Raw genomic sequence first — 16160 nt, 5'->3', positions numbered from 1 at the left:
CACCCATGGCTAACAAGTTCGACACGATCGCCATCCATGCCGGTCAGGAATTCGACCCGACGACCGGCGCCGTCATTCCGCCGATCTACCAGACTTCCACCTACGTGCAGGAGAGCATCGGCAACCTGCGCGGCGGTTACGAGTACAGCCGCGGCGGCAACCCCACCCGCACCGGGCTCGAATCCATGCTCGCCGCGTTGGAAGGCGGCAAGCACGGCCTGTCGTTCGCGAGCGGTCTCGCTGCGGAAGACACCATTTTGCGCGCCATCCTCAAGCCGGGCGACCACGTGGTGCTCGGCAACGACGTCTACGGAGGAACCCACCGGCTCATTAACCAGGTGCACGGAGCCTGGGGCGTGCTCAACACGACCGTTGAGATGAGCGACCTTGCGGCGGTTGAGGCGGCCATCCGCCCCGAAACCAAAATCCTTTGGGTGGAGACGCCGAGCAACCCGCTGATGAAGATCAGCGACATCGCGGCACTGTCGGAGATCGCGCACCGACACGGTGTCATCGCGATCGTCGACAACACGTTTGCGTCGCCGGCCCTGCAGCATCCGCTTGCCTTCGGCGCTGACGTCGTCGTACACTCGACCACGAAATATCTTGGCGGCCACTCTGATGTGCTCGGCGGCGCGCTCATCATCAACGATGACGAGCTGCACGAGAAGGCCAAGTTTCTGCAGTTCGCGGCTGGGCCGGTGTCGGCCCCGCTCGACTCCTGGTTGACCGTCCGCGGCATCAAGACGCTCTCGGTGCGCATGGAACGGCACTGCAAGAACGCCCAGGCCATCGCCGAATTTCTCGACGGCCACCCAGCCATCGAGCAGGTCTACTACCCGGGGCTGCCTGGCCATCCGGGGCACGAGCTGGCCAAGAAGCAGATGTCCGGCTTCGGCGGCATGATCTCCATCGCGTTCGCCGGTGGCGCCGTGGCCGCACGCCAGTTCGCCGAGTCGATGCACCTGTTCCAGCTGGCCGAATCGCTTGGCGGCGTGGAGTCGCTCGTGAACTACCCCTCGGAAATGACGCACGCCTCGGTGCGCGGGACCGAGCTCGAGGTGCCCGACAATATCATTCGCCTCTCGGTCGGAATCGAAGACGTCGAGGACCTCATCGCCGACCTGAAGGGTGCGCTGCCCGGGGCCTGATCTGGACCGACGCGTTTGTTGCGGGCCCAGGTTAGGAAAGCGGGCCCATGATCGATCATGGGCCCGCTTTCCGGGCCCGGGCCCGGAAAGACTTGCGGGGTATCGCGCGTGCGGGCCCAGTTTATGAACGTGGGCCCAGTTTCTAAGCTGGGTCCCGGGCTCGGTTCGGTGCAGAGAGCGGGGTCAGGGCTCGCGGGAGAAAGCGGAGGCCCGGCGCACCTGATCGGGAGTTGGACGGATGCCGGTGTAGAGAAAGAACTGCTCCTCGGCCTGCAGCGCGACGACCTCGGCTCCCGTGATGACCGGCTTGCCGAGCGCTTGCGCCGCCAGAATGAGCGGAGTTTCGGCGGGGGAGGCTACAACGTCGAAGACCAGGCGTGCCCCCGCTATCGTTTCGGGCAGAAATGACGTTTCAGCGGATGCCGCGCCTCCGGTCATACCCACCGGCGTGACGTTGACGATGAGGTCGGCGGTGAGCGGGCCGACCTCGGGTGCCCAGTCGTAACCGTAGAGTGCGGCCAGCGCCCGGCCGGTGCCCTCGTTGCGTGCCACGATCGTTCCCTGGGCGAACCCGGCATCGTGCAGGGCCGCTGCGACGGCCTTGGCCATGCCGCCGCTGCCGCGCAGAATGACCGAATAGTTCCGCGGCACGGCGTGCTCGGCGAGCAGACGCTGCACTGCGGAATAGTCGGTGTTGTACGCCGTGAGGTGCCCCGCGTTGTTGACGATCGTGTTGACCGAGTCGATGGCCGACGCCGAGGCATCCATTTCATCGATGAGAGCGATGACGTCTTCTTTGTAGGGCATCGACACGGCGCAACCGCGGATGCCTAATCCGCGCACGCCGGCGATCGCATTCGCCAGATCAACCGGGGCGAAGGCCTTGTAAATGTAGTTCAGGCCGAATTCTTCGTAGAGATAGTTGTGAAACCGGGTGCCCAGGTTGCTCGGGCGGGCCGCGAGTGAGATGCACAGGGTCATGTCTTTGTTGAGAATGGGCATAACTCCAGTGTGCCGTGCTTTGCGACACGAGTCGGGCCGGGCGAATGTGACCGTCACAATGTGACCGTCACAATGTGACCGTCACAATGTGACCGTCACAATGCGACCGTCACAATGTGACTGTCACATCGCGGTCTGTGCCTGCATAATGTAACCGCGGGCCAAATTGTGACCGTGCACATGACTTCGGGGGTGACCGTGTCGGACGACTCAACGAAAGAGCGTGCGCCGAGCATCCGCGACGTCGCACGCCTCGCCGGGGTCTCCCACCAGACCGTATCGCGCGTGCTCAACAATCACGCCAGCATTCGCGATTCCACCAAAGCCCGGGTGCTCGCGGTCATCGAAGAACTGCAATACCGGCCCAATCGGGCCGCCCGCGCACTCTCGCGCGGACGATCCCGCACGATCGGTGTGCTGTCCGCGTCGAGCGCCGAATACGGCCCGGCGAGCAGCATCGCCGCGATCCAGGACGCGGCGCGGGACGCCGGATACTTTGTGAACACGGCGAACCTCAATCGTGGGGAGCCCGGGTCAATCGCGGCGGCCGTCGACCACCTGATGTCCCAGTCCGTGGAGGGGATCGTGGTGATCGCACCGCAGGTGCAGGTGTTCAACGCCCTCAAGCTACTGTCGATCGATGTGCCGTTCGTGACGCTGCAGTCCTCCGGGAACGTAGGCGCCAACGCCCTCACCGTGGACCAGATCGCCGGTGCACGACTGGCCACTCGGCACCTCATCGACCTCGGACACCGTGACATCTATCATCTCGCCGGGCCGCAGGACTGGATCGAGGCCGAGGCTCGCATGCACGGCTTCCTGGAGGAGATGGGGGCCAGGGAAGTTCCGACCACGGCGCCGATCCTCGGCGACTGGACTGCGCAATTCGGCTATCACGCCGGGCGCGAGCTGCTGCACGTGCGGGACTTCACTGCAATCTTCTCGTCCAACGACCAGATGGCCCTTGGCCTCATGCACGCGATCCGGGAAGCCGGGCTCGAGGTGCCCCGCGACGTGAGCATCGTGGGCTTCGACGACATCCCGGAGGCGGCTCACTTTTGGCCACCGCTCACGACGGTGCGCCAGGACTTCGCCGAGCTCGGCCGGCGCTGCGTCGCGCTGCTACTGGCCAACATCGCGGGCACCACCGCGGAAAATCAGGGCGCCATCATGCCGGAGCTCATCGTTCGCGGCTCGACCGCCCGCCCGGCATTCTGAGGGTCGGCCTGCGGGTCGATCGATCCTTTGTAGCGATTTCGATCGGCGGGATGTCCGATTTCGAGCGTTATTCAAACGAGACACAGTCGCTGTTGACACAGTGTGTCCCAATGCCGCTAACATAAACACACAGCAATGTGACCGATCACATTCGGTCGGAACATGCAGATCGAGTCAAGCGATTGCCCTGTCACCACACCCGAACCACTCGCGGTATCGTCCGCGCTCAGACCTGACATAGGAGTCGATTCCGTGAGTACAACCGATGCGATCTCCTGCGCCGAGTCCCTGACCTCGGTCGACGGCGGGACGCGCGCGTTGAGCGTGGCCAATCCGATCCGGGCCGTTATGGTGCGCGCTGCCGGCGGCCGTCTGGCCGCGGCCATGGACCACGCCACGCTGGTGTTCGCATGAGCACCTACGGCCCCCAGATCGAGGTCGCGGTCGCCCGCGTTCGCGCTGAAATCACCCGCCTGCACGCGGAGCTGTTTCGCAACGGGCTCGTGGTCTGGACCGGCGGCAATGTCTCCGGCCGGGTGCCGGGCGCCGACCTGTTCGTCATCAAGCCCAGCGGGGTCGACTACGCCGACCTGGCGCCGGAGAACATGATTCTCTGTGACCTTGACGGAAATGTCATCCCCGGTACGCCGGGCGCCGACCGCTCGCCGTCGAGTGACACCGCAGCACACGCCTACGTCTACCGGAACATGCCCGATGTCGGCGGTGTCGTGCACACGCACTCCACCTACGCCACGGCCTGGGCCGCCCGCAATGAAGCCATCCCGTGCGTTATCACGGCCATGGCCGACGAATTCGGCGGCCCGATCCCGGTCGGACCTTTCGCCATTATCGGCGACGACTCGATCGGCCGCGGCATCGTGGAGACTCTCACCGGCCACCGTTCTCGTGCCGTCTTGATGGCGAACCACGGGCCCTTCACGATCGGCAAGGACGCTCGCGATGCGGTGAAGGCCGCGGTCATGGTGGAGGACGTTGCCCGCACGGTTCAGCTTGCCCGCGTGGGCGGTGAACTCGTCCCGATCCCACAGGAATCTATCGATTCCCTGTTCGCCCGCTACCAGAATGTCTACGGACAAGCACCGCAGGGGGCGTTGCAGTGATGGCAACTGACCGCACCACCGCAACGTCGTCTGCCGGCGGCACCGAGGTGCTCCACGATTTCGCCGAGATCGCTCGCACCGAGCTTCTCGTGAACGATAAAACCACCACCCTGCGCGATCTCACCCGCGAAGTGCGTTGGAATCAGGCCTACTACCGACTGGCACAAGGCCTGTAATTGCTCCACAATCCTGCAATTTCACATCAATGACGATAAACAGAATGAAAGGTAACACAGTGAAAAAGAACGTATTCTTCGCAGTCGTGGCCGCGGGTGCCCTCGCGGTATCGATGGCAGCCTGCTCATCCGGCGCCACATCCACCGGCACCGACGGAGGTGGCGACAAGGGACTGATCGGCGTTGCCATGCCGACCAAGAGCTCCGAGCGTTGGATCGCCGACGGTAACGCCGTCAAGAGCCAGCTCGAGGAACAGGGCTTCACCGTCGACCTCCAGTACGCCGAGGACGATATCCCCATGCAGGTCTCGCAGATTGAGAACATGATCACCAAGGGTGCCGAAGCCCTGATCGTGGCCTCGATCGACGGCACGACGCTCACGAGCGTGTTGCAGGACGCCGCTGACGCGGACATTCCCGTCATCGCATATGACCGACTCATTCGCGATACCGAAAACGTCGACTACTACGCCTCCTTCGACAACTTCAAGGTCGGACAGCAGCAGGCCTGGTCGGTCCTGAACGGACTCGGACTTGCCGAACTCGACGGAACGCCCATCGAAGGCGCGCCTGCCGGTCCGTTCAACCTTGAGCTCTTCGCCGGTTCGCTCGATGACAACAACGCATTCTTCTTCTTCAACGGTGCAATGGATGCCTTCCAGCCGCTGATCGACGACGGCGTCCTCGTGGTCAAGAGCAACCAGACCGACATCGAGCAGGTCGCTACCCTCCGCTGGGCCGGAGAAGAAGCACAGGCTCGCATGGAGGACCTCCTCACCGCGCAGTACTCGGACGGCACCGTGGTCAACGCCATCCTGTCGCCATACGACGGCATCTCTCGTGGCATCATCTCTGCCCTCGAGGGCTCTGGCTACTCCGTCGGCGACGGCTGGCCCATCATCTCCGGCCAGGACGCCGAGATCGACTCGGTCAAGGCGATCAACTCGGGTGAGCAGTACGGCACCATCTTCAAGGACACGCGCGAGCTCGCATCCGTCGCCGTGAACATGGCCGTCGCCCTGCTGAATGGCGAGACCCCCGAGACCAACAACTCGGAGGACTACGACAACGGTGTGAAGATCGTTCCGTCGTTCCTGCTCGACTCGACGATCGTGGTCAAGGACAACATCCCGGCCGTGCTGATTGATTCGGGCTACTGGACAGAAGCAGAAATCAACGGCTAGGTTTCGCTGCTCCTGTTTAGCCCGTGCCCAACGGTCGGTGGGGTAGTTTTACCCCACCGGCCGTTGTGCCCCACACATTTTTACCGGTCGCCGAAATCGCCCGGTTTCTGACCATGCAATAGAGGAATAAAGAAGGTGCTCACGTGACTACGAACATCCTTGAGATGCGCGGCATCACCAAGACGTTTCCCGGAGTAAAGGCGCTCTCTGAAGTGACACTCGACGTCAGTCGCGGGGAGGTCCACGCCATCTGCGGCGAGAACGGTGCCGGAAAGTCAACCCTGATGAAGGTGCTCAGCGGCGTCTACCCGCACGGCACCTACACCGGCGACATCGTCTTCGAAGACGAAATCGTTGAGTTCAAGAGCATCAGTGATTCCGAGGCCAAGGGAATCGTGATCATTCACCAGGAGCTCGCGCTCAGTCCGTACCTCTCTATTGCCGAGAACATCTTTCTGAACAACGAACAGCGCGGCGCCTTCGGTCTCATCGACTGGAACAAGACCAACTCTGAGGCTGCCAAGCTTCTTGCCCGGGTGGGGCTGCGCGAAAATCCAACGACGCGGATCATGGACATCGGCGTCGGCAAGCAGCAGCTCGTCGAGATTGCTAAGGCGCTCTCGAAACGGGTGAAATTGCTGATCCTGGATGAGCCAACGGCGGCCCTCAACGATGACGACTCCGACCATTTGCTCGATCTCATCCTGCACCTCAAGGGTCAGGGCATCACGTCGATCATCATCAGCCACAAGCTCAACGAGATCAAGAAAGTCTCCGACGCGGTCACGATCATCCGTGACGGCCGGGCCATTGAAACCATCGCCAAGCTCGACGTCACCGAAGAACGCATCATCAAAGACATGGTCGGTCGTGACCTCGAGCACCGCTACCCGGATCACACTCCCGACATTGGGGAAGAGATCCTTCGGGTTGAGGACTGGACCGCTTTTCACCCGCAAGACGTGACGCGCATGATGGTTGACCACGTCAACCTCAGCGTACGTGCCGGTGAGATTGTGGGAATCGCCGGCCTCATGGGGGCTGGCCGCACGGAATTCGCAATGAGCCTGTTTGGGCGTTCCTACGGGAGCCGCATCACCGGCAAGGTATTCAAGCACGGCACTGAGATCAAGACCCGCACCGTGACCGAAGCCATCGACAACGGCATCGCCTACGCCACTGAGGACCGCAAGACCTACGGCCTGAACCTGATCGAAGACATTAAGCGCAACGTCTCTATGGCGGCGCTGCATCGGCTGGTACGCAAGGGCCTCGTGAATGACAACGAGGAGTATCAGGTCGCCAACGAATACCGCACGAGCATGAACATCAAGGCTCCGAACGTGCTCGTCAAGACCGGCAAACTCTCTGGTGGCAACCAGCAGAAGGTGGTGCTGTCGAAGTGGATCTATTCCAACCCCGACGTTTTGATTCTTGACGAGCCCACCCGCGGGATCGACGTCGGGGCCAAATACGAAATTTACACAATCATCAACAAACTTGCCGCGGCCGGTAAGGGCGTTATCGTCATCTCTTCGGAGCTGCCGGAACTGCTCGGCATTTGCGATCGCATTTATACCCTGGCTGAGGGTGCCATCACCGGGGAATTCCCGATTGAGACCGCCACGCCGGAGACCCTCATTAAGCACATGACCATGGAAAAGGCCCGCTAGCGCCGGCGCTAGCGGAAAAGGAGAACCCCAATGAGTGATCAAGAGACCACGCCGGCCACGGGAGGCCTGGTCAACCCGAGTGAGAACAAAGCCACGTCTTGGCTGAGTCACGTTTTGGCCGACCTGGGCAAGAACGGTATTTTCATTGCCCTCGTTCTGGTGGTGGTGCTGTTTACGGTCCTGACCGACGGCATCCTTTTACGCCCGCAAAATATCTCCAACTTGATCGTGCAGAACGGCTACATTCTCGTTCTCGCCATTGGAATGGTGATGGTGATCGTTGCGGGCCACATCGACCTGTCGGTGGGATCGGTGGCCGCTTTCGTCGGCGCATGTTCCGGTGTCTTCGCCGTGCAGTGGGGCCTGCCGTGGTGGCTGGCCATCATTATGTCGCTCGGCATCGGCGCTCTTGTTGGCGTGTGGCAGGGCTTCTGGATTGCGTATGTGGGAATCCCGGCGTTCATCGTGACTCTGGCGGGCATGCTCATCTTTCGCGGCCTGGCGCTCGTTGTGCTCGGAAATACGAATATCGGCTCCTTCCCGGCCGAGTACCGTGCGCTCGGCAACGGCTTTCTCACCGACGTGTTCGGCGAGTTCGACCTTGACCCGCTCACCCTCGGAGTCGGACTGATCGCCGTCATTGCTCTGATTGTGCAGCAGGTGCGCACGCGCCTAGGACGCTCCAAGTACGGCCAAGAGGTCGAGCCCCTGGTGTGGTTCGTGACCAAGCTCATCCTGATCACCGCGGCAGTTGGCTTCTTCGCCTACGCGCTCGCGAGCTATAAGGGCATCCCGGTCACCCTGATCGTGCTCGCCGTGCTCGTTCTCATCTATGGTGTTGTGATGAACCGGACGGTGTTCGGACGCCACATCTACGCGATCGGCGGCAACCGCCACGCAGCCGAACTCTCCGGCATCAAGAACCGCAAGGTCGACTTCTACCTGTTCGTGAACATGGGTATTCTCGCCGCCCTGGCGGGCCTCATCTTCACCGCCCGGCTTAATCTCGCCGGCCCGAAGGCCGGTGATGGCTTCGAACTCGAGGCCATTTCGGCAGCGTTCATCGGTGGTGCGGCCGTGCAGGGTGGCATCGGTACGGTCGGCGGCGCCATCATTGGCGGTCTGATCATTGGTGTGCTCAACAACGGTATGTCGATTCTCGGCATTGGCATCGAGTGGCAGCAGGCAGTCAAAGGCCTCGTGCTGCTTCTCGCTGTGGCTTTTGACGTATACAACAAGCGCCGGTCGGGCGGTCACTGACCGTTCTCGCGTTAGCACTACCCACCCGAAGGCCGGAACGCGTGAGCGTTCCGGCCTTTCTGTGTGCCGTGCGCGCTCGGTGTGGGGACCGGCCGCGACACGCCGTCGGACATTCCACAGGCAAAATATAGTCAGGGCAACGCCCTGTGGATAACTGTCCGGGGTTCCGCGGAATTCGGGCGGTCTGGGGCCGGTCGGCGGTGTGCGGCTTGTGGAATGTCGGTGGATAACTACATAAATGTAATTACCGTATGTAGTGGCTCTATTCTTCTTTGATCACTAGATGTAGTATTGAGACTCTAGCCAGGCAGTATTGCCAGGCGAAAACTTGCTCACTTTACACTGCGATTTCCGACGAATTCCGGCTCGAGGTCGAAGTTTTTTATAGAACATACTTGCGAAGTATCGCGAGCAGAATTAGACTGAATCAGCCAAGAAAAGAGGCCATGACCATGGCAATCACCGTTTACACAAAGCCCTCCTGCGTGCAGTGCACGGCCACCTACCGTGCCCTCGACAACAAGGGCATCGAGTACGAGGTGCGCGATCTCTCGGTCGACGAGAACGCTCTCGACGCGGTCAAGGCCCTTGGTTACCTGCAGGCGCCCGTCGTCATTACCGACGAAGAGCACTGGAGCGGCTTTCGCCCGGACAAGATCAACGCGCTCGCCGCTCGCCTCGCGTAGTTCAGATCGCACCCTCGCGCCAACACCCACAAATTCAGGATTGACTCGCACGGATGACTGACATGGTGTACTTTTCCAGCACCTCGGGCAACACCCATCGGTTTGTCGAAAAGCTGGGCCGGTCGGCCGCACGCATTCCGCTCCACGCCCGCGACGAGCCGCTCGTCGTCCAGGCTCCGTTCGTGCTGTGCGTGCCCACCTATGGTGGGGGCCGTGACGGCGGGGCTGTCCCCAAGCAGGTCATCAAGTTTTTGAACAACGAGACCAACCGGTCCTTTATTCGCGGCGTCATCGGCGCCGGCAACATGAATTTCGGCACGGCCTATTGCCTGGCCGGCGACATCATCGCCGCCAAGTGCAAGGTGCCGCACCTGTATCGCTTTGAAGTATTTGGAACGCCGGATGATGTACGCATCGTTCACGACGGATTGGAAGAATTTTGGAAACAACAGCCGTGAAAGTCACACCAGTGGATGCGCCGAGCATGGATTACCACTCGCTCAACGCCATGCTCAACCTGTACGGGCCGAACGGTGAGATTCAGTTCGACAAAGACCAGGAAGCCGCGCGGGAGTTCTTTCTGCAGCACGTCAACCAGAACACGGTGTTCTTCCACTCGCTGCGCGAGCGCCTCGACTACCTGGTCGAGAAGGAATACTACGAGCAGGCCGTGCTCGACCAGTACTCGTTCGAGTTCATCACGAGCCTGAACGACCTCGCCTACTCCAAGAAGTTCCGCTTCCAGAGCTTCCTCGGCGCATTCAAGTACTACACCTCGTACACGCTGAAGACTTTCGACGGCAAGCGTTATCTCGAGCGTTTCGAAGACCGCGTCGTCATGACGGCGCTGGGTCTCGCATCCGGTGATGAGAAGCTTGCCGTCGAACTGGTCGAAGAAATCATCGCCGGCCGTTTTCAGCCCGCGACGCCGACCTTTTTGAATTCGGGCAAGGCCCAGCGCGGCGAGCTCGTCTCCTGCTTCCTGCTGCGAATCGAAGACAACATGGAGTCGATCAGCCGCGGCATCAACTCCTCGCTGCAGCTGTCCAAGCGCGGCGGCGGCGTGGCGTTGCTGCTCAGCAATATTCGTGAGGCCGGCGCCCCGATCAAGCAGATCGAGAACCAGTCCAGCGGCATCATCCCCGTGATGAAGCTGCTCGAAGACTCCTTCAGCTACGCCAACCAGCTCGGTGCCCGGCAGGGAGCCGGAGCCGTCTACCTGCAGGCGCACCACCCCGACATCATGCGTTTTCTCGACACCAAGCGGGAGAACGCCGACGAGAAGATTCGCATCAAGACGCTCTCGCTCGGTGTCGTCATTCCTGACATCACCTTTGAGCTCGCCAAGAATGACGAGTGGATGTACCTCTTCTCGCCCTACGACGTGGAAAAGGTCTACGGCGTGCCCTTCGCCGATATCTCGGTGACCGAGAAGTACCACGAGATGGTCGACAACCCCCGCATCAAGAAGTCGAAGATGAAGGCGCGCGAGTTCTTCCAGACCCTCGCCGAGATTCAGTTCGAGTCCGGCTACCCGTACATCATGTTTGAAGACACGGTGAACAAGGCCAACCCGATCGACGGTCGCATCAACATGTCGAACCTCTGCTCCGAGATTCTGCAGGTGAACACCCCGACCACGTACAACGAGGACCTCTCGTACAACGAGATCGGCAAGGACATCTCCTGCAACCTCGGGTCGATGAACATCGCCCTGGCGATGGACTCCGGCAACCTCGGGCGCACCGTCAACGCCGCCATTCGTGGCCTGAACGCGGTGTCCGAGCAGAGCCACATCAGCTCGGTTCGCTCCATCGAAGACGGCAACGACCGTTCGCACGCCATCGGCCTCGGCCAGATGAACCTGCACGGCTACCTCGCCCGTGAGCGCATCTATTACGGCAGTGAAGAGAGCATCGACTTCACCAACATCTACTTCTACACGGTGTTGTTCCACGCGCTGCGCGCCTCGAACGCCCTCGCCATCGAGCGCGGTCGCACCTTCGAGGGCTTCGAAAACAGCACCTATGCCTCCGGTGCGTTCTTCGACAAGTACACCGACCAGGTGTGGGAGCCGACGACTGACCGCGGCGCCGAGCTGTTCACCCAGGCCGGAGTGTCGATTCCGACGCAGGCGGACTGGGCCGAGCTGAAGGCATCCGTTGTCGAGCACGGTATTTACAACCAGAACCTGCAGGCCGTGCCGCCGACCGGGTCGATCTCGTACATCAACAACTCGACCGCGTCGATTCACCCGATCGCGGCCAAGATCGAGATTCGCAAGGAAGGCAAGCTGGGCCGCGTCTACTACCCGGCGCCGTTCATGACGAACGACAACCTGGAGTTCTACCAGGACGCCTATGAGATCGGCTACGAGAAGGTCATCGATGTCTACGCGGCGGCGACCCAGCACGTTGACCAGGGCCTCTCGCTGACGCTGTTCTTCAAGGACACCGCGACGACCCGCGACATCAACCGCGCGCAGATCTACGCATGGAAAAAGGGCATCAAGACGATCTACTACATCCGTCTGCGCCAGATGGCCCTCGAAGGCACGGAAATTGAGGGTTGTGTCTCGTGCGCGCTTTAATCTGGCGCATCGAATGATGGATTAAATCCGCTGGTCGAGCTTGCCCCGACCGCCATCGAAATACCGTGGCGGTCTCGGCAAGCTCGACCAGCGGTTGGCTGGGTTTCGCACACCGGCGCCGACGAGTAACGACCCAAGCAATACCCAATAAGCAGTATCCGAAGAGGACCTCCCATGATTGACAAGCTCAAGCTGGTGTCGCACGTTGACGCGATCAACTGGAACAAGATCGAAGACGATAAAGACGTCGACGTCTGGAACCGCCTGACCAATAACTTCTGGCTGCCGGAGAAGGTTCCGCTCAGCAACGACATCCAGTCGTGGAACCAGCTGACGCCGGTGGAGCAGCAGCTCACGATGCGCGTCTTTGCGGGGCTGACCCTGCTCGACACGATCCAGGGCACAGTGGGCGCTGTCTCGCTCATCCCCGATGCGATCACCCCGCACGAAGAGGCCGTCTACACGAACATCGCCTTCATGGAGTCGGTGCACGCCAAGAGCTACTCCTCGATCTTCTCGACGCTGGCCTCCACCAAGGAGATCGACGAAGCTTTTCGCTGGTCGACCGAGAACGAGAACCTGCAGCGCAAGGCCTCGATCGTCATGGATTACTACCAGGGTGACGACCCGCTCAAGCGAAAGGTCGCCTCGGTGCTGCTCGAGTCGTTCCTGTTCTACTCGGGCTTCTACCTGCCGATGTACTTCTCCAGCCGCGCCCGCCTGACCAACACGGCCGACCTCATCCGTTTGATCATTCGTGACGAAGCCGTGCACGGCTACTACATCGGATACAAGTTTCAGAAGGGGCTCGAAAAAGAGACGCAGGCGCGTCGCGACGAGATCAAGGATTACACCTTCAATCTCGTGTTCGAGCTGTACGAGAACGAGGTGCAGTACACGCAGGACCTCTATGACGAGGTCGGCCTGACCGAAGACGTCAAGAAGTTTCTGCACTACAACGCCAATAAGGCGCTGATGAACCTCGGCTACGAGGCGATCTTCCCGAAGGACGTCTGCGACGTGAACCCGGCGATTCTCTCCGCGCTCTCACCGAACGGCGACGAGAACCACGACTTCTTCAGCGGGTCGGGCTCCTCGTATGTGATCGGCAAGGCCGTCGTGACCGAAGACGACGACTGGGACTTCTAACCACACACACGACCTCGGGAAATGCTATGCGCTCATAGCTGTTCGAAGCCGGTTGATGAAGCGGATGCCGCAGCTCGCGCCGCGTCGGCTGCGCGAAACTCGTCGGGTCTGGCGAAGAAGATTGCTGGCCGCTCTGGTGTGCCGGCCGGCGTGCCGATCGTCGTGGTCCTGGCCTGAGCCTGCCAGAACGCGGGCGATATCGGTGGCAACGAGCACTGGTGTGATCGCTTCACCGGGGACTAACGTGAGGGCGTGCCCGCTGTTGTGCTCGACGCCCGGAGCGCTCACGCCGCCGGCGTGCAGCGCCTACTGCAGAGATATCGCGCCGTCCCCGCGGCGGCCCCGATTCGATTGGCCAAGTCCACCTCGAATCTGTTCCGGACCCGGACCAAAGCCCGGGTCGCAGGGCTCGACCCGTCCGGACTGACCGGCGTCATTGCTGTTGATACGGAGGCGCGAACGGCCGACGTGGCCGGCATGTGCACCTACGAAAACCTCGTTGCCGAGACGCTGCGCTACGGGTTGGCGCCGCTGGTCGTGCCGCAGTTGAAGACCATCACCCTCGGCGGCGCGGTCACCGGCCTCGGCATCGAGTCGACATCGTTCCGCAACGGCCTGCCCCACGAATCCGTGCTGGAACTGGACATCCTCACCGGCGCCGGAGAACTGCTCACCGCATCGCGCCGCGAGAACCCGGAGCTGTACCATGCCTTCCCCAACTCCTACGGAACTCTGGGCTATGCGGTACGGCTGCGTATCGAACTCGAACCTGTCGCGCCCTTCGTCGCTCTCACCCACGTGCGGTTCCACGCGCTCGTCGACCTGGTCGCGGCGATCAACGGGATCCTGCTGACCGGCAGCCTCGACGGTGTCGCCGTCGATTATCTCGACGGTGTCGTCTTCAGCGCCGACGAAAGCTACCTCTGTGTGGGCCGGCAGACCAGCGAGCCCGGCCCCGTCAGCGACTACACCGGCCAACAGATCTACTACCGCTCCATCCGACACGAGCGCGGTGTTCCAATCGACCGCCTCACGATTCACGACTACCTCTGGCGCTGGGACACCGACTGGTTCTGGTGCTCCGAGGCGTTCGGCGCGCAGCATCCGCTTATTCGCCGGTGCTGGCCCGGGCGTTACCGGCGCAGCAGCTTTTACGGAACACTGATGAGGCTCGAACGTCGGTTTCAGATCGGCGACCTCCTCGAGAAACTGCACGGCCGGCCGCCCCGCGAGCGAGTGGTGCAAGACGTTGAGGTGCCTCTGGAGCGGTGCGCGGAATTTCTGGACTGGTATCCTCGATACGGTGCCGATTACACCGATCTGGCTGTGCCCGCTGCGCTTGCGGGGCGATGACCGCTGGCCGCTCTACCCGATGCGACCTCGGCAGAGCTACGTCAACGTCGGGTTCTGGTCGACGGTGCCGGTCGGGTCGATCGAGGGGGAGACCAACCGGCGCATCGAACGCAAGGTCGGCGAGCTTGACGGGCACAAGTCGCTGTACTCCGACTCGTTCTACTCCCGTGAAGACTTCGACGAACTCTACGGCGGGCAAGCCTACCGGGCCGCGAAAAAACGCTACGACCCCGATTCACGTCTCCTCGACCTCTATGCCAAGGCGGTGCAACGACAATGACGACGTTCAAAGATCGTAAAACGGATGCTTCGGCCGGCACGTTCACCATCGCGCAGGTTCTGGAGATTCTGGCCGGCGGACGCCTTCCGGTGCGGTTCACCGCCTACGACGGGAGTTCGGCCGGACCCCCGGACGTCCCGCTCGGGCTGGACCTGTTGACGCCGCGCGGCACCCACTATCTCGCCACGGGCCGTGGCGACCTCGGACTGGCCCGCGCCTATATCGCCGGCGACCTCGACCTCCGCGGGGTGCACCCTGGGGACCCGTACGAACTGCTCAAGGCACTCTCCGAGAGTCTGGTTTTCACCCGGCCACCGGCGCGGCTGATGGTGGACATCATCCGCTCTATTGGAATCAGGCAGCTGCGCCCGATCGAGCCGCCGCCGGAGGAGGCGGAACCCCGCTGGCGCCGCGTTGCGGGAGGGCTACGACACAGCAAGACTCGTGACGCCGACGCGATCCACCACCACTACGACGTCTCGAACAGGTTCTACGAGTGGGTGCTTGGGTCGTCGATGACCTACACCTGCGCCTGCTACCCGAGCGGCGACGCCTCCCTGGACGAGGCGCAGGAGAACAAATACCGACTCGTGTTTGAGAAGCTGCGGCTGAGGCCGGGCGACCGGCTACTCGACGTCGGGTGCGGTTGGGGCGGCATGGTGCGCTACGCCGCCCGGCGCGGTGTGCGCGCCACCGGAGTCACGCTCTCGATCGAGCAGACCGCGTGGGCGCAGCGGGCCGTCGCCGAGGACGGCCTGAGCGATCTGGCGGAGGTTCGCTTCGGCGACTACCGCGACGTCACGGAAACCGGCTTTGATGCGATATCGTCCATCGGGCTGCTCGAACACATCGGCGTGCGCAACTATGCGTCGTACTTCCGCTTTCTGCAGGACAGGCTGCGCCCCGGCGGCTTGCTGCTCAATCACTGCATCACCCGGCCGGAGAATCAGACCGAACCGGCGACTCGCGGGTTCATCGATCGTTATGTCTTCCCCGATGGGGAGCTCACCGGCTCGGGCCGGATCATTAGCGAAGCGCAGGATACAGGCCTCGAGGTGCTGCACGAGGAAAACCTGCGCCAGCACTACGCGCTCACTCTGCGCGACTGGGGCGCCAACCTGGTCGAGCATTGGGACGAGGCCGTCGCGGAGGTCGGGCTGCCCACCGCGAAAGTGTGGGGGCTGTACATGGCGGGTTCGCGGCTCGGCTTCGAGCGCAATGGGATCCAGTTGCACCAGGTGCTGATGACCAGGCCCCACGAGGGTGGCGCGGCCGGGGATCTGCCGTTGCGGCCGTGGTGGACGCCGTAGCAGCAGC

General features: G+C 62.0%; 16 protein-coding genes. 15 read left to right on the top strand and 1 reads right to left on the bottom strand.

All coding sequences use genetic code 11. The annotated features are described in order from the left end of the window. Positions 1–5 precede the first annotated feature (5 nt). Positions 6–1151: a cystathionine gamma-synthase gene (locus tag E3T46_RS11915; protein ID WP_134578706.1), complete on the top strand. Its 1146-nt coding sequence runs from the start codon at positions 6–8 to the stop codon at positions 1149–1151. A 183-nt stretch (positions 1152–1334) separates the two neighbouring features. Here E3T46_RS11915 and E3T46_RS11910 read toward each other — a convergent pair whose 3' ends face one another. Next, complete coding sequence (locus E3T46_RS11910; RefSeq protein WP_134444085.1) at positions 1335–2153, bottom strand: shikimate 5-dehydrogenase; 819 nt, start codon at positions 2151–2153, stop codon at positions 1335–1337. A 180-nt stretch (positions 2154–2333) separates the two neighbouring features. On the opposite strand from E3T46_RS11910, the gene E3T46_RS11905 reads away from it, so the two are divergent. From E3T46_RS11905 to E3T46_RS11855, 14 genes are all read left to right on the top strand, one after another. Continuing rightward, positions 2334–3371 carry a LacI family DNA-binding transcriptional regulator gene (locus E3T46_RS11905; RefSeq protein ID WP_166790274.1) on the top strand — a complete coding sequence of 346 codons (1038 nt, stop codon included), beginning with the start codon at positions 2334–2336 and terminating at the stop codon, positions 3369–3371. A 252-nt stretch (positions 3372–3623) separates the two neighbouring features. After that, a complete protein-coding gene (locus E3T46_RS18000) occupies positions 3624–3785 on the top strand; it encodes a hypothetical protein (RefSeq protein WP_166790263.1) in 162 nt (53 codons plus the stop codon). Continuing rightward, positions 3782–4492, top strand: coding sequence for an L-ribulose-5-phosphate 4-epimerase (locus E3T46_RS11900; RefSeq protein ID WP_134467018.1), 711 nt, complete (start codon positions 3782–3784; stop codon positions 4490–4492). The genes E3T46_RS18000 and E3T46_RS11900 overlap by 4 nt, the downstream gene beginning before the upstream one ends. After that, complete coding sequence (locus E3T46_RS17995) at positions 4492–4668, top strand: hypothetical protein (protein WP_166790252.1); 177 nt, start codon at positions 4492–4494, stop codon at positions 4666–4668. The genes E3T46_RS11900 and E3T46_RS17995 overlap by 1 nt, the downstream gene beginning before the upstream one ends. Before the next feature lie 59 nt (positions 4669–4727). Continuing rightward, positions 4728–5852 carry a multiple monosaccharide ABC transporter substrate-binding protein gene (gene chvE / locus E3T46_RS11895; protein ID WP_241980684.1) on the top strand — a complete coding sequence of 375 codons (1125 nt, stop codon included), beginning with the start codon at positions 4728–4730 and terminating at the stop codon, positions 5850–5852. Positions 5853–5995: 143 nt separating this feature from the next. Continuing rightward, complete coding sequence (gene mmsA / locus E3T46_RS11890; protein ID WP_134578704.1) at positions 5996–7525, top strand: multiple monosaccharide ABC transporter ATP-binding protein; 1530 nt, start codon at positions 5996–5998, stop codon at positions 7523–7525. 30 nt (positions 7526–7555) lie between these two features. After that, positions 7556–8785, top strand: coding sequence for a multiple monosaccharide ABC transporter permease (gene mmsB, locus E3T46_RS11885; protein ID WP_134444077.1), 1230 nt, complete (start codon positions 7556–7558; stop codon positions 8783–8785). 452 nt (positions 8786–9237) lie between these two features. Continuing rightward, on the top strand, positions 9238–9471 hold the full coding sequence (gene nrdH, locus E3T46_RS11880; RefSeq protein WP_092448338.1) for a glutaredoxin-like protein NrdH: 234 nt from the start codon (positions 9238–9240) through the stop codon (positions 9469–9471). A 53-nt stretch (positions 9472–9524) separates the two neighbouring features. Next, positions 9525–9929 (top strand): class Ib ribonucleoside-diphosphate reductase assembly flavoprotein NrdI, encoded by a 405-nt coding sequence (gene nrdI, locus E3T46_RS11875; RefSeq protein ID WP_134578703.1) that lies wholly within the window; start codon positions 9525–9527, stop codon positions 9927–9929. 26 nt (positions 9930–9955) lie between these two features. Continuing rightward, a complete protein-coding gene (gene nrdE / locus E3T46_RS11870; protein WP_104132195.1) occupies positions 9956–12061 on the top strand; it encodes a class 1b ribonucleoside-diphosphate reductase subunit alpha in 2106 nt (701 codons plus the stop codon). Positions 12062–12235: 174 nt separating this feature from the next. Next, entirely contained in the window at positions 12236–13210 is a 975-nt protein-coding gene (nrdF, locus tag E3T46_RS11865; protein ID WP_104132179.1) for a class 1b ribonucleoside-diphosphate reductase subunit beta, read from the top strand. A gap of 252 nt (positions 13211–13462) precedes the next feature. Then, positions 13463–14563: an FAD-binding oxidoreductase gene (locus tag E3T46_RS11860; RefSeq protein WP_241980682.1), complete on the top strand. Its 1101-nt coding sequence runs from the start codon at positions 13463–13465 to the stop codon at positions 14561–14563. Continuing rightward, the gene (locus E3T46_RS18505) at positions 14514–14843 is read left to right on the top strand and encodes a hypothetical protein (RefSeq protein ID WP_241980680.1); all 330 of its coding nucleotides are present in this window, start codon (positions 14514–14516) and stop codon (positions 14841–14843) included. The genes E3T46_RS11860 and E3T46_RS18505 overlap by 50 nt, the downstream gene beginning before the upstream one ends. Next, on the top strand, positions 14840–16153 hold the full coding sequence (locus E3T46_RS11855) for a class I SAM-dependent methyltransferase (protein ID WP_134578702.1): 1314 nt from the start codon (positions 14840–14842) through the stop codon (positions 16151–16153). The genes E3T46_RS18505 and E3T46_RS11855 overlap by 4 nt, the downstream gene beginning before the upstream one ends. Positions 16154–16160: the final 7 nt, after the last annotated feature.

The sequence above is a fragment of the Cryobacterium sp. Hh11 genome (assembly GCF_004404045.1).
Taxonomy (GTDB): Bacteria; Actinomycetota; Actinomycetes; order Actinomycetales; family Microbacteriaceae; genus Cryobacterium; species Cryobacterium levicorallinum.
This window is presented reverse-complemented; position numbering and strand designations above follow the sequence as displayed.